Origin of the sequence: Luteibacter sp. CQ10 (assembly GCF_040900725.1) — a bacterium.
In the GTDB taxonomy this organism is placed as follows: domain Bacteria; phylum Pseudomonadota; class Gammaproteobacteria; order Xanthomonadales; family Rhodanobacteraceae; genus Luteibacter.
The window spans coordinates 1,550,026-1,563,712 of record NZ_JAEUYM010000001.1 but is presented as its reverse complement, the minus strand read 5'-3'; the positions used below and the strand labels follow the sequence as shown (position 1 = coordinate 1,563,712).

The 13,687-nt window shown below is 67.3% G+C and carries 11 protein-coding genes; 8 read left to right on the top strand and 3 right to left on the bottom strand.

All coding sequences use genetic code 11. From position 1 onward, the window contains the following. Positions 1-46: 46 nt before the first annotated feature. Positions 47-1,402: a hypothetical protein gene (locus JNG39_RS06785; protein WP_368310396.1), complete on the bottom strand. Its 1,356-nt coding sequence runs from the start codon at positions 1,400-1,402 to the stop codon at positions 47-49. A 245-nt stretch (positions 1,403-1,647) separates the two neighbouring features. On the opposite strand from JNG39_RS06785, the gene JNG39_RS06780 reads away from it, so the two are divergent. The 8 genes from JNG39_RS06780 to JNG39_RS06745 all read left to right on the top strand — a co-directional run bounded on the left by JNG39_RS06780 (position 1,648) and on the right by JNG39_RS06745 (position 10,205). Beyond that, a complete protein-coding gene (locus JNG39_RS06780) occupies positions 1,648-2,964 on the top strand; it encodes an AraC family transcriptional regulator (protein ID WP_368310395.1) in 1,317 nt (438 codons plus the stop codon). Positions 2,965-3,086: 122 nt separating this feature from the next. Next, positions 3,087-3,728 (top strand): hydrolase, encoded by a 642-nt coding sequence (locus tag JNG39_RS06775; RefSeq protein ID WP_247366521.1) that lies wholly within the window; start codon positions 3,087-3,089, stop codon positions 3,726-3,728. A 4-nt stretch (positions 3,729-3,732) separates the two neighbouring features. Then, positions 3,733-3,975: a DUF1427 family protein gene (locus JNG39_RS06770; protein ID WP_368310394.1), complete on the top strand. Its 243-nt coding sequence runs from the start codon at positions 3,733-3,735 to the stop codon at positions 3,973-3,975. 20 nt (positions 3,976-3,995) lie between these two features. Then, the gene (locus JNG39_RS06765) at positions 3,996-5,882 is read left to right on the top strand and encodes an amidohydrolase (protein WP_368310393.1); all 1,887 of its coding nucleotides are present in this window, start codon (positions 3,996-3,998) and stop codon (positions 5,880-5,882) included. A gap of 20 nt (positions 5,883-5,902) precedes the next feature. Continuing rightward, the gene (locus JNG39_RS06760) at positions 5,903-6,289 is read left to right on the top strand and encodes a DoxX family protein (protein ID WP_368310392.1); all 387 of its coding nucleotides are present in this window, start codon (positions 5,903-5,905) and stop codon (positions 6,287-6,289) included. Continuing rightward, positions 6,279-7,898, top strand: a complete 1,620-nt coding sequence (locus tag JNG39_RS06755) for an MFS transporter (RefSeq protein WP_368310391.1) — start codon at positions 6,279-6,281, stop codon at positions 7,896-7,898. Before JNG39_RS06760 ends, JNG39_RS06755 begins: the two co-directional genes overlap by 11 nt. A 16-nt stretch (positions 7,899-7,914) precedes the next feature. Next, entirely contained in the window at positions 7,915-8,787 is an 873-nt protein-coding gene (locus JNG39_RS06750; RefSeq protein ID WP_368310390.1) for a glyoxalase, read from the top strand. Continuing rightward, positions 8,784-10,205, top strand: coding sequence for an alginate export family protein (locus JNG39_RS06745; protein WP_368310389.1), 1,422 nt, complete (start codon positions 8,784-8,786; stop codon positions 10,203-10,205). The genes JNG39_RS06750 and JNG39_RS06745 overlap by 4 nt, the downstream gene beginning before the upstream one ends. A gap of 43 nt (positions 10,206-10,248) precedes the next feature. On the opposite strand, the gene JNG39_RS06740 is transcribed toward JNG39_RS06745, so the two are convergent. Then, the gene (locus tag JNG39_RS06740) at positions 10,249-10,875 is read right to left on the bottom strand and encodes a hydrolase (protein ID WP_368310388.1); all 627 of its coding nucleotides are present in this window, start codon (positions 10,873-10,875) and stop codon (positions 10,249-10,251) included. 91 nt (positions 10,876-10,966) lie between these two features. Beyond that, entirely contained in the window at positions 10,967-13,513 is a 2,547-nt protein-coding gene (locus tag JNG39_RS06735) for a hypothetical protein (RefSeq protein WP_368310387.1), read from the bottom strand. Positions 13,514-13,687 lie beyond the last annotated feature (174 nt).

Below are 13,687 nucleotides of genomic sequence, written 5' to 3'. Positions count from 1 at the left end.
TGCCCGGGCGGACTGCGGACGAGGATACAGCGGATGCCCGGATCCGTCAGAACGCGTACGAGATCATCACCCGGTTGTACGAAAACGGGCGGTTGCCCGGGTTGAGGTGGTTCGCCCCGCCCACGGATCGCTCCCACCGGTTGCGCAGTTGCAGTCCCTCGAGCGGTCCGGTGAACCGGTAGACGAGATCGAGGTAGACGTCGTGGCTGTCGCCCCGGTACAGGGTCCGGTACTGGGTATAGGCCGTCACCACCTGGAGGCGGTTGCCGAGGAACGCCTGGGTGAGCCTTGCCTTCCACGCCCATCCCGGCCCCTGTTCCACGAGGCCCCTCAGCATCGACGTGGTGTAGAGGGGGTCCGTGGCGTAGGTGGCGGTGAACGGCGAGACGAGCGCGCCGCCGCCGACGGTGTCGCCATCCTGGCGGGCCACGCGGTTCCACGACACGTCGAACCGCGTGCGCTCGATCCGGAAGCCGGCCTGGATGCCCGACACTTCGCTGCGCACACGGCGACCGGCCACGCCCAGCAGCTTCGTTCCTGTGTCCACGAGGGTGTTGTCGGCGGTGGTCCATTCCTCGACGAGCTGCCCGGAGAGAAAGGGGGTCACACCGTGGAGGGCGGGGAAGGTCAACGTGCCCTCGGTATACGCCATCCGGGCAAAACGCGTGAAGTCATAGAGCCAGGTCTGGCCGGAAAACATCCCGTGCCGGTAGGTCGAGCCGGCGAGCCACGTGCCGTCGTAGGCTCTCGCGTCGAGCGGCAACGACGCGTTGCCTCCGTACAGCGGGTCGCCGTCGTATCGCGTGGGGTAGTAGAGGTTGTCGGAGAAAAAGCGGCCGGACGTGCGGCTCTTCCATCGGAACGTCCGTGCGACCTCGAACGACCAGGCCGGACCGGCGTCGAACCGGGCGCTGAGCGCGCGGTACGCGGCCGGGAGCACCCGTGAATCGCTCATGCCTTGCCAGGGCGTGTCGAGGTACTGGTCGCCCGCGCGAAGCGTCCAGCCCGACGCCCGGTATTGCACGTACGCCTGGCTGACGGCACCGAGCGCGTTCTTCCTTCCCATCAGCGTCACGTCGATGCGGTCGACGGGCGACTGGCGCGTGCCGAGGGCATTCGCGTAGGCGAGCGAGACGGCTACCGACACGCCTCCCGCATCGCCACTGCGCAGATTGAGGAGCAGGGCGGCGGCGAGTGCGGATGCATCGGGCATCGCCGGCGAGGTGTACATGCGCCGGTAGTCGTACAGGCGCACCGAACCATCCACCTGCGCGTCGGCAACGATGTCGTCCGCCTTGCATGCCACGGACCATATCGACAGCAGCGTGCCCGCCCACAGCGCGTGACGACGAACGCGCATGGGCACATGGCGATGGCGAACCGGCGGTGGTCGAAGGCGCATGGAAGGGCGTTCGGCGATAGGTGCCCCAGTATGCGAAAGCGCCGGCGAATGCGATTGGCCTCCCATGCGATGACGAAGGTCACATTCGGACCAAACGCATGTGCGCCGATCGGCGCGATGCGTATCGTGCGCGCGTTCGCGATACACGTCGCTCCTACGAAAATGCCCCCCCATACAGGGGGTCAATCCGATGGAGCGGGCGGCTAGCATCCCATCCGCCTTCTGGCTGTGAAGATGGTGGCTCTATGCGAATCGATACCTCGTTGCCGTCGGCTGCGTCCGACGACGGCCTGTCGGCGGTGCGCGTCGTGCAGCAACTGCTGGACCATGCGCTGCGCCAGATGGCGGATGTCGAGAGAGCGGACCGCGACGCTTGCGCGCATTACATCGCGCAGGCGTTGCGAATGCACCAGGAAGGCATCACCGCCCAGGCGCCGCGTCCACAGAGCGGCCTGGCCGCATGGCAGGTCCGGACGGTGAAGGAGGTGGCGCTGGCGCGGCTCGACCTCGGACTTTCCGTCACCGAACTGGCCTCGGCGTGCCGTCTGTCGAGGGGTTATTTCAGCCGTGCGTTCAAGGTGACGTTCGGCGAAAGCCCGCATCGATGGCGCCATGGCAAACGGATCGAATACGCATGCCGTCAGCTTTCCGATACCACCGGGAGTCTCGCGGACATAGCCATCGCGTGCGGTTTCAACGACCAGGCGCACTTTACCCGCTCGTTCAAGTCCGCCATGGGCGTGACGCCCCATTCGTATCGCAAATCAAACCGCGTGGAAGACATCCGGGCGCGACCTGGCCCGCCGTCCACCGCTTCCCTCAACGACACGAACGAGTCCGATGCAACGCAAACGTTTCCGCCACAGGCGCCTGCCGCGCCCATGACCGCACGACCGCCCGTCCCTGCGGGACAACGTCAGGGGGCATCCCCGGCCCGCGTCCCGGTCCGACCCATTCGCGTCCTGGTCGTCGACGATCATCCGGTGTTCCGCGCGGGACTCGTCGCCATCCTCGCGGGTTCCGATGACGTGTGCGTCGTCGCCGAAGCAGCCACGGGACAGGAAGCCATCGCGCTCTTCGGCCAGCACCGACCCGACGTCACGCTGATCGACATGGTGCTTCCCGACATGCCCGGGGAGCGCGTGATCCTGGGCATCCGCCAGATCGATCCCGCGGCCCGGAGCATCGTCGTGACCACCTTCGGCGGCGACGGCGTGGCACGCCGTGCGCTCCACGCAGGCGCTCAGGCGTACCTGTTGAAGACGTCGATGGGCGTCGACCTGGTCGAAGCCATTCGCGCGGTCCAGCGCGGAGAACATCGCATCGATGCGCAGGTGGCCCGGCAACTCGCCGATTTCCAGGGCGACGACGTCTTGTCCGAACGCGAGCTCGACGTTCTCCGTGGCGTCGCCGCGGGGCTCGAGAACAAGCAGATCGCGTCGCGTCTCGGTCTCTCTCCGGAGACCGTCAAGGAGTATCTGTCCAACGCCATGGCCAAGTTGCGCGCGAGCAACCGTGCGCACGCGGTGTCCATCGCGCAGGCGCGGGGATTCTTCCGCTAACGGCGCTTTTTTCAAACCGCCCGCACGACGGATTCCAAAGCTTCTATTCGTGCGCCGCCACGCTGCGTAACGTGAATCCAGTCGCAGGAACGGCCTGCGATACATCAACGAGGCCTCATCCCATGTCGTTCAACGAACTCATCACTCCGGACAACTGTGCGCTTGCGCTCATCGACTTCCAGCCGGCGATGTTCCAGGGCGTCCAGAGCCATGATCGCAAGGTCATCATGGACAACGTGCAGATCCTCGCCCGCGCCGCGAAGCTCTTCAAGGTGCCGACCGTGCTGACGACCGTCGCCAAGGACAGTTTCTCCGGCCCCTTCATGCCGGAAGTCACCGAAGACGTTTTTCCCGGCCAGACCGTCATCGACCGCACTTCCATCAATTCATGGCTGAACGAGGACTTCCGCAAGGCCGTGGCGGCCACGGGGAGGAAGCGCTTCGTGCTCGCGGGTCTGTGGACGGGCGCCTGCGTGAACTTCCCCACGCTCGACATGCTGCGCGAAGGCTTCGACGTGACCGTCGTCACCGACGCTTGCGGCGATACGAGCGTGGAAGCGCACGAACGCGCCGTGCAGCGCATGGTCCAGGCCGGCGCCGTGCCGATGACCACGCTGCAGTTCGTGTTCGAGCTCCAGCAGGACTGGGCACGTTCGGGCACGTACGAGGGCGTGATGGACATCCTGCGTGCGCTGACGCCGTACGGCATCCAGGTGCGCTTCTCCAAGTGGGCGCTCGGCGAACACGCGTCCGAGGCGGGTTAAGGCCATGTCGCCCTATCTGATTTCGCTCGGCTTCGGACTCGCCGTCGGCGTCGCGTACGGCTTCTTCGGCGTGCGTTCGCCGGCGCCGCCGATGATCGCCCTCCTTGGCCTGCTCGGCATGCTCGCCGGCGAGGCGGCCGTGTCGTGGGCGAAGGGACATCCGGACGTCTGGGCCAGCCTCTGGCACAGCAAGAGCTTCGCCATCTCGAAGAACGAAACGCCCCGGTCCGACGACGACCCCACCTGAGCCATCCCCGGAGCTTTGCCATGTCACACGTTCCCGTCCCGGACCTCATCCTGCACCGAGGCCTGTTCACCACGCTCGACCGCCGCCGGCCCACGGCAAGCGCCGTGGCCATCCACGACGGCCGGTTCCTCAAGGTGGGCGACGATCATGAGGTGCTGGCGCTGGCCGGGCCGGGGACGCACGTGGTGGACGTCGGCGGGCGCCGGGTGCTTCCCGGGCTCATCGACAATCACCTCCACCTCATTCGCGGTGGCCTGAACTTCAACATGGAACTGCGTTGGGACGGCGTGCCGAGCCTCGCCGACGCCATGCGCATGCTCCGCAGGCAGGTGGAAATCACGCCGCCCCCGCAGTGGGTGCGCGTGGTCGGCGGCTTCACCGAACACCAGTTCGTGGAGAAACGGCTGCCGACCATCGATGAACTCAACGCGGTCGCACCGGACACGCCGGTGTTCATCCTGCACCTGTACGACCGCGCGCTGCTCAACGCCGCGGCGTTGCGCGTGTGTGGTTACACGAAAGACACGCCCAATCCGCCCGGTGGCGAGATCCTGCGCGACGCCGGCGGCAATCCGACCGGACTGCTGCTCGCCAAGCCCAACGCCTCCATCCTCTACGCCACCCTGGCGAAGGGACCGAAGCTGCCGCTCGAGTATCAGGTCAATTCCACCCGGCACTTCATGCGCGAACTCAACCGCCTCGGCATCACCGGCGCCATCGACGCGGGCGGCGGCTCGCAGAACTGGCCCGACGACTACGCGGTCGTGCAACAGCTGTCGGACGCCGGCCAGCTGACCATCCGCATCGCCTATAACCTCTTTACGCAAAAGCCCAAGCAGGAAAAGGACGATTTCCTCGCTTGGACGACATCGGTCACCTACCAGCAGGGCGACGACTACTTCCGTCACAACGGCGCGGGCGAGATGCTCGTGTTCTCCGCGGCCGACTTCGAGGACTTCCGCCAGCCCCGGCCCGACATGGCCCCCGAGATGGAGGGCGAACTCGAAGAGGTGGTCCGGATCCTCGCGCAGAACCGTTGGCCGTGGCGGTTGCATGCGACCTATGACGAGACGATCAGTCGGGCGCTGGACGTCTTCGAGAAGGTGGCCCAGGACATTCCGCTGGACGGCATCCACTGGTTCTTCGACCACGCCGAAACCATCTCCGACGCATCCATCGACCGCATCGCGGCACTCGGCGGCGGCGTAGCCGTGCAGCACCGCATGGCCTACCAAGGTGAATACTTCGTCGAACGCTACGGCCTCGGTGCCGCCCAGGCGACGCCGCCGGTCCGCAAGATGCTCGATGCGGGCGTGAAGGTATCGGCCGGCACGGACGCGACGCGCGTGGCGTCGTACAACCCGTGGGTGTCCCTTGCGTGGCTGACCACGGGTCGCACCGTGGGCGGGCTGCGCCTTTATCCGCAGCGCAATTGCCTCGATCGCGAGGAAGCCTTGCGCATGTGGACCGAGAACGTCACCTGGTTTTCCAACGAGGAAGGCAAGAAGGGACGCATCGCCGAAGGCCAGCTTGCCGATCTCATCATTCCCGACCGCGACTTCTTCGCGTGTGCCGAAGACGAGATCGTCGGTACGACCTCCTTGCTGACCATGGTAGGCGGCAAGATCGTCTATGCCGCCGGTCCGTTCGGCCCGCTCGATGAGAGCTCCGTCCCGGCTGCGATGCCGGACTGGTCGCCGGTCAACGACTATGGCGGCTATGCCGCGTGGGCGGATCAGCAGCGGCGCATCGGCAAGGCCGAGCGGCGCCCGCAAGCCGCCTGCGGATGCGCGACCGGCTGTTCGGTGCACGGGCACGACCACGGGCGCTCGCATGCGGCGCCGCTTCCGGTCGATGACTTCAAGAGCTTCTGGGGCGCGCTCGGTTGCGCGTGCTGGGCCGTATGAACCGCCCGGCCTCGCTTCGCATGACCATCGTGCCGTGGCTCGCGCTTCTCGCGCTGTGTTCGGCATACCTCCAGGGCGCCATCTGCAAGCTCATCGACTTCGATGCCGCCATCGGCGAGATGCGGCATTTCGGTTTGGCGCCTCCCGTGTTGTTCGCGGCGGGCGTCATCGTGTTCGAACTCGTCTGCTCCTTGGCCATCCTGACCGGCCACCTGCGTTGGCTCGGCGCGTTCGCCCTCGCGCTATTCACCTTCGCCGCCAACTTTCTCGCAAACGCCTGGTGGCACGAATCGGCGGGGTCCGCGCGCGATATGATGATGAACGGCTTCTTCGAACACCTCGGCCTGGCAGGGGCGTTCGTCTATGTGGGCTGGCTCGATCGTCGGGGACGTTTCCATGGCCACTGAACAGGGCGGGCTGGCCGATAGCCTCAGGCCACTCAAGCACGCGACCTTCGCCGTCCTCTGGGTGGCGACGGTGCTGGGCAACACCGGCACCTTCATGCGCGACATCGCCAGCTCCTGGATGGTCACCGAGCTGGGCGGTGGCCCCGCGGCGGTCTCGCTTATCCAGGCCGCGGGATCGCTGCCGATCTTCCTTCTCGCGATTCCGGCCGGCGTGTTGTCCGACATCCTCGATCGCCGCCGCTTCCTCATCGCCGTGCAAGTGCTCCTCGCGTGCGTCAGCGCGACACTCATGATGCTCGCGGCGACCCACAACCTGAGCATCGCCGCGCTCGTCGCGCTGACGTTCGTCGGCGGGATCGGCGCGGCACTGATCGGGCCGACCTGGCAATCCATCGTGCCCGAACTGGTCGAGCGGTCGGAACTCAAGGACGCCGTTTCCCTCAACTCGCTGGGCGTCAACATCTCCCGTGCCATCGGCCCCGCCGCCGGCGGCCTGATCCTCGCGGGCATGGGCGCCGCCGTGACCTACGGCACCGACGTGTGCAGCTACTTCCTCGTCATCGCGGCGCTGGTCTGGTGGCGGCGAAAGAGCGCGGCGGACACGGCCCTGCCGGAAAACTTCCTCGGGGCGTTCCGGGCGGGACTTCGCTATACCAAGGCGAGCCGCGAGCTGCACGTCGTGCTCATCCGGGCGGCGGTGTTCTTCGCCTTCGCTTCGGCCGTCTGGGCGCTCCTGCCCCTGGTCGCGCGCGGCACGCTGAAAGGCGGGGCAGGGTTCTACGGCGTGCTGATGGGCGCGGTCGGCGCCGGTGCCATCGTCGGCGCGCTGCTGCTGCCGAAGATGCGCGCACGGTGCTCCGCGGATGCCCTGCTGCTCGGTGCGGCGCTCCTCTCCGCGCTGGTCATGGTCGTTCTGGCCCTCGTTCCCGACAAGCTCGTCGCGTTCATCGCGCTGCTGGTACTGGGCGGCGCATGGATCATGTCGCTGACCACCTTCAACGGCGTCGCCCAGGGCATCCTGCCGAACTGGGTGCGGGGCAGGGCGCTCGCGGTCTACCTCACCGTGTTCAATGGCGCGATGGCCGCGGGGAGCATCGGCTGGGGCGCGCTGGCCGAGGCGGTGGGCGTGGGTTACACGCTGCTCGCGAGCGCGGCCGGCCTCGCCGTCGCGGCGTTCGTCATGCGCGCCATGCCGCTGCCATCCGCCGAACTCGACCTGACCTCGGCGCACCAGTGGGCGGAGCCGCTCACCGCCGAACCGGTGGCCAACGATCGCGGCCCTGTTCTCATCCTCGTCGAGTACGACGTCGCCCGCGAGCGGCTTGCCGACTTCCTCGCCGTCCTCGAGCGATTCTCCATGGAGCGGTTGCGTGACGGCGCCTACGCCTGGGGAGTGACCCAGGACTCGGCAAATCCCGAGCGCGTCGTCGAGTGGTTCATGGTCGAATCGTGGGCCGAGCACCTCCGCCAGCACGAGCGCTTCAGCCACGCCGGCGCGGACCTCCAGACCGAAGCTTCGACCTTCCACCGTGGCGCCCAGCCGCCTTCGGTCACGCACCTCATCGGTGTCAACGCCCGCGCGTTAGCGCAGGGTCTGTCTTCCCCCTGATCAAAGGACTTTCCGCATGCGCCTGCCTACCCTCGTCGCATCCCTTGCGCTGCTCGTCTCTTCGGCCGCCCTGGCCGAAGCACCCAACTACGCCGTCGGCGCGCAGTACGACACGACCCATGTCTATGTCGCCCCCGGCGACGTCGACGCGTTCGTCAAGAGCTTCACGGCGACCTTCGGCGGCCAGTCGACGAAGCAGGTCGTGGTGACCGTGACGCCGACGCCGTCGAGCACGTCGTCCCAGCTCGTGCAGACACCGGTCGGCACCGTATCGGTCTTCGGCTTCCGTACGCCGGTGCCGTACCCCTTCGGCCTGGAACGCACCGGTTATCTCGTGACCGACCTCGATGCCGCCGTCAAGGCGGCGAACGCGGCCGGTGCGGCCACCCTGGTCGCCCCCTTCGACGATCCCATCGGGCGCGATGCGGTGGTCACCTGGCCGGGTGGCGTCAACATGCAGCTGTACTGGCACACGAAGAAGCCCGCGTACGCCGCGTTCGACCATGTGCCGGAAAATCGCATCTACCTCCCCGCCGAGTCGGCCGATGCGTTCACCAAGGCCTTCGTCCGGTTCGCCCACGGCAAGGTCGTGTCCGACGATCGCCATGCACCGGGCATCGAGCTCGGCCGCAAGGACGGGACCTACCGTCGCATCAGCATCGAGTCCATGTACGGCAAGGCGACCGTGCTCGTGACCGACGGCCATCTCGACTGGCCCTACGGCACGGAATTGACCGGGTACGAGGTCAGCGACCTCGATGCCACGCTCAAGCGCGCCAAGGACAGTGGCGCCAAGGTCGTGGTCGACGCGCACGCTGAAGGCAACCGTCGTGCCGCGATGCTGCAGTTCCCCGGCGGCTACGTCGCCGAAGTCCACAGCGGGCAATGAAGCGCATCGGTCTGCCGCTCGTCGCGGCCTTCTTCCTCGCGGCCACGGTCTCCGCCCAGGACGTGCCCGATGAGAAGGCCACGACGAACGACGGCCTCGTCAAGACGCCGGATCGTCCAGCCATCCTGCCCAACCGCTGGCAGGAGGACTGGTCGGTCCTGGCCGATCCGGCCGTGCCCCGCCAACCCGGCGATGCCCTGAAATACATGCCGCTCGGCCCGGGAGGCGATCACTACCTCACCTTCGGCGCGTTGCTGCGCGAGCGCGTGGAGACCAACAACGCGCCGGCCTTCGGCATCGGGCGGGACGACGACACGTATCTGCTGCAGCGCTTCCAGGTGCATGCGGGCCTGCGCTGGGGCACGCCGTGGCTGGCCTTCGTGCAACTGGAAGACGCTCGCCCTTTCGCGAAAGCGAGCTGGGGGCCGACCGATCGCAACCATGCGGACGTGCGCCTCGCCTTTCTCGCCTGGCAGGGCGACCTGCTCGGCGGCACGGTACGCGCCCGCGTCGGACGCCAGGATTTCGCACTCGATCTGCAGCGTTTCGTCTCGCTGCGCGACGGGCCCAACGTGCGGCAATCGTTCGACGCGCTGTGGGCCAACTTCGAACGTGGCCCCTGGCGGGTCATCGCCTTCCTCAGCCACCCTGTGCAGTATCGCGACGACCATGCCTTCGACGATACGTCAGGCTCCGGCAACCGGTTCCACATGGTTCGCGTCGAGCGTCATGTCCTGGGCACGAACGAACTGTCGTACTACCACGCCTGGTACGACAGCGACGACGCGCGTTTCCTCGATGCCCACGGCAATGAACGCCGCCACGTCGACGACGTGCGCTTCGCCGGCAAGAGCGGTCCGCTCGACTGGGATCTCGAGGCCATGCGGCAACGCGGACGGGTGGGCGACAGCGCCATCCACGCCTGGGCCGTCGGCACCCGCGTGGGTTGGACGCTGACGGACACTGCATGGACGCCGCGCCTCGGCGTGCAGGTCGATACGGCCTCCGGCGATGGGCGCCCCGGCGACGGCCGGCTCGGCACGTTCAATCCGCTTTTTCCGAACGGCTACTACTTCTCGCTCGCCGGTTACACCGGTTACGCCAACCTAGTGCACGTCAAGCCGAGCATCACGCTCAAGCCGGCATCCACCCTCACGCTGCTCGGCGCGGTCGGATTGCAGTGGCGGCGGACCACGAACGACGCGATCTACGTGCAGCCCAACAACGCTCTCGCCGGGACGGCCGGCCATGGCGGCACGTGGACGGGGATGTACGGACAGCTTCGCCTCGACTGGAAGTGGCGCCCAGGCATCACCTTCTCCATCGAGGGGGACCATTTCCGTGCCGGCCGCACCATTCGCGACGCGGGCGGCACCGACGGCAACTACGGCAGCGTGCAGGTACTCATCGGCTGGTGAGGAGTGCATGCACGTGCCGTCGATGCCTGTCGCGCGTATCCGCTCAGGCGGGCTTTATCGTGTCCCGGGCGTAATCGAGGCCAATGCCGTATCCACCGCCATGGTCGACGACGATGCCGCGCGCGGCCTCATACGTTTCATGCCGCGTCCAGTCACGCTGCATCTCCAGCAGGAACTGGAGCCACGACGTGAGCACCGCGCCCGCCTGCTCGAGCCGGCGGAGCGCCGCCTCGTGGCTCGCCACCGTGAGCCCGCCGCAGGCGTCCGCGACCACGTGGACGCGATAACCGTCGTTGAGCGCCGAAAGCACGGGAAAGGTCACGCACGCCTCGGTCAGGAGGCCGGCCACCACGAGGGTCTTGCGACCCGTGGCTTGGACCGCCGCTCGCGCCGCATCGTCTTCCCACAGATTCATGTTTCGCCGCTCGATGGGAACGACGTCCGGCAGCACCGCGCGGAGTGGCGGCATCAGCGGACCGCTGTAGACCTTCGATGCCGATGTGCTGACGACGACCGGGATGCCGAATGCGACCGCCGTGCGCGCGAGCGCCACGGCATTGCCGCGGAGTACCTGACGGTCCTGGGACCCCGCGGCGAACGCGAGGCCCGCCTGTTCATCGACCAACACGACGGCGCAGTCATCGGGAGTGAGGAGTGGAGGCGTGCTCATGGGAGGCTCCGGTCGGGGAAAGCGTCATCATGGCGCGCACCACCCGTGCGGGCTTGCGCAATCGTTCCCTGCCCGGAGCGGTGGCGCGCCATCAGGGGGCCGATGCGGGCCACATGCGGTCGACCCATGCCGACCAGGTGGCAAGGCGCCTGGGTTCGGCACCCATCCGGGTGGCCTCCCATACGCCGAACTGGTCGGTCTGTTCCGTGCTCGAGCGGTAGTAGGCGTCCTGGATCATGTACCTGCGTCCGTCACCGTCGGTGCCCATCGGCGTGCGGCGGGCATCGAGGCAGTAGCGGAAGCCCGAGTACGTCTCCGTATCGCCGAGCATCGTGTTCGCCGGATCGCACCGTCGCCAGGCGGCCGCATCGGTGGCGGCATAGAGCGCATTGAACTGAGCGATGGCGCCGTTGACGACCTGGAGGAACAATCCCGGTTGCAGATCGTCGAGGAAGCGGAATTTCGACGGCCAGATGCCGAGCGCGACGCCGTTGTCCATGAAGTTGGTCGGCGTCAGGTGTTTTTCCGTTTGCGCACGGCCGTAACGCCCGGCGTTGGCGACGAGGTCGGGCTCGTTCGGATCGTAAAGCGTGATGCCGTTGTCGACGTATTGCGCGGCCTTGATGCGCGCCTGGAGCAGGCGGACGAAATGCGTGCTCTGCTGCGCCTTGGTCACCGGGTCCGCGTCGCCGACGAGGTTGCCGAGGATTTCATCGAACCCCGTGAGATACGGCCAGTCCATCGGGTAGTTCACCCAACCGCTCTGTCCGCCGGGGTTGAGCGTCATCTGCAACTGGTACCACTGGTTCGTCCGGTAATACGATGCGACGACGTTTCCCGTCTCCCAGCCGAGGATCCACTCGCGATGCGATCCGTCGGCAGCGTAGGCGTCCTGATAGAGCATGTGGGGCGCGAGATAGAACGCACTCGGCGTGTTGAAGACCCAACCGTGCGCTTCGCCCCGGCCGCGCCAGGCGCCCGAGACCGGGTCCTTATCGCCGATGAACCACGTCTGGTTGCCTTCCAGAGCGAAGTCCTGGGTGACCTCCCACTGCTTGACGGCGTTCCAGTGCAACATGCTGCTCACGGCGCGTTCGACGAACGCCTCACGGGTGAACGCGGCGGGGTCGCCCTGCGCCGTGGTCGACGCGGATGCCATCGCCCGCAACGCGTCGGCGCCGACCTGCGCGCCGTACACGCCGTTGGTCGCGATGTGGTTGCCGCGACCGCCCCCGATGAAGGTATAGGCCTCCCAGCCGAAGGCCGTGAACATGGCTTGCGCCTGCTCGCGTTCGGCGGGAGACAGGTGGCTCCAGTCGCCGCGGACGCCGTTCGGGTTGAGATGGTTCGTCAGCCACGACACCATGGCGTGGTACTGCCCGTTGGGGTCGAGCACCCGATCGCCGGATGCACTGAAGCGCGCGCCCTGCTCGAACGATCCACCGGCGGTGCCGTCCGGCCAGACGTCGTCGGGATGGATGGTGGGCAGCCATGCGTTCCAGTCGGGGAACTGCATGGCCACCGGCATGGCGCGCACGTTCATCGTCGCGTTCGGGTCCATCACGCGGTCGATGTCGTCCTGCGTGAGTGCCAGGGGATTCCCCACCGGTTTGCCGAACAACGCCGCCATGGCGTCGGACGGGTTGTCGAGCACGGCGTCGAGACCGGCGCCCGCCGCCCAGTCGATTTCGCACGCGGGTCCCGTGCATTCCATGCCGGGGCCGGGCTGATAGGGCGGATTCCAGGGCCGGGCGCGCGCGGCGAAAGGCACGTCGCGCAACGAGTAGCGCAGATAGGCGACGATCTGGGCGGCCTGGACGGCGCTCAGGCCATGGAATCGCGCGCGTGCCTCGATGGCCGCGTCGGAGTAGTTGAAGTATTCGAGGTCCCGCCCGTTGTCGGCGTGGCACTGCGCGCAGGCCGCATGGATGGTGCGGTCGACGATGGACGACTTGCGGTTGTTGTCACGCGCGTACCAGAGGGTGCGTCCCGCCTCGACATCCGCGGTGTAGACCGCACCCGCCGTGCGCTCCAGCTTCGGGTCGACCGCCACGGTGCCTTGCCGGTCGCGTTGCTGGCCTTGCGCGTCACGGAATTGCACGTCGACCACGCGAAAGCCGTTGGATTCCCCGTCGGTACCGTTGAAGCGGAACTGCACGCGGTTGATGCCGGGGGCGGCGACGAGCCGCGCGCGTGTCGATGCGTCGAGCGCGAGGGTGATGTGCGTGGTGTAGAACCCGCCGTCGATACCGCCGTGGATGCGCTCGGCGTCGGGCAGGGACACGGTCGCATCCGTGATGTCGGTCCACGGTAGGGTGGTGTTGGAGGGCGATGCATCGCCCAGCACCCGCACGCTCGCCTTGACCTTCGTCGGTGCATGCGTCGTCGCTTCGTATTCCGGTGCGCCATAGAAGCCGCACCGATGGCAGACGAACCACAGCGCCGTCGTGGCGGCGGCATCGTCGGCCGTCAGCGAGAAGTCCGCCTCGACTACCAGGGGCGTATCGGGGTTGCCGTCGCCGAGAACCTCGATGGGCAGCGTCACGGGAGCCACCGTCGTCCGCGTCGCGGCCGACGCGGCAAGAGGCATGGCGAGGAGCAGGGGCGCGACGATGAGCGCCCGGGAGAAGGTGGACATGCGCGGATCCATGGCAGGGCCCACGCGGGATGCGCAGGGCGGCGCGCGTCAACCTAGGGTGGGACTTGCCGCACCGCTTGCAGAATGATGATCCACACCGGCGTTTCGGGCGCCACGTCCCGCTTCATGTCGCAAACTGTGACCTGCGGCGCATTGCGCCGCAGGCCGCGGTGC

What these genes read in the sequence shown, in the direction of transcription:
- JNG39_RS06785 (WP_368310396.1), bottom strand. Translation starts at nt 1,402, where the DNA reads ATGCGCCTTCGACCACCGCCGGTTCGCCATCGCCATGTGCCCATGCGC.
- JNG39_RS06765 (WP_368310393.1), top strand. Translation starts at nt 3,996, where the DNA reads ATGTCACACGTTCCCGTCCCGGACCTCATCCTGCACCGAGGCCTGTTC.
- JNG39_RS06735 (WP_368310387.1), bottom strand. Translation starts at nt 13,513, where the DNA reads ATGTCCACCTTCTCCCGGGCGCTCATCGTCGCGCCCCTGCTCCTCGCC.
- JNG39_RS06745 (WP_368310389.1), top strand. Translation starts at nt 8,784, where the DNA reads ATGAAGCGCATCGGTCTGCCGCTCGTCGCGGCCTTCTTCCTCGCGGCC.
- JNG39_RS06755 (WP_368310391.1), top strand. Translation starts at nt 6,279, where the DNA reads ATGGCCACTGAACAGGGCGGGCTGGCCGATAGCCTCAGGCCACTCAAG.
- JNG39_RS06740 (WP_368310388.1), bottom strand. Translation starts at nt 10,875, where the DNA reads ATGAGCACGCCTCCACTCCTCACTCCCGATGACTGCGCCGTCGTGTTG.
- JNG39_RS06775 (WP_247366521.1), top strand. Translation starts at nt 3,087, where the DNA reads ATGTCGTTCAACGAACTCATCACTCCGGACAACTGTGCGCTTGCGCTC.
- JNG39_RS06760 (WP_368310392.1), top strand. Translation starts at nt 5,903, where the DNA reads ATGACCATCGTGCCGTGGCTCGCGCTTCTCGCGCTGTGTTCGGCATAC.
- JNG39_RS06750 (WP_368310390.1), top strand. Translation starts at nt 7,915, where the DNA reads ATGCGCCTGCCTACCCTCGTCGCATCCCTTGCGCTGCTCGTCTCTTCG.
- JNG39_RS06780 (WP_368310395.1), top strand. Translation starts at nt 1,648, where the DNA reads ATGCGAATCGATACCTCGTTGCCGTCGGCTGCGTCCGACGACGGCCTG.
- JNG39_RS06770 (WP_368310394.1), top strand. Translation starts at nt 3,733, where the DNA reads ATGTCGCCCTATCTGATTTCGCTCGGCTTCGGACTCGCCGTCGGCGTC.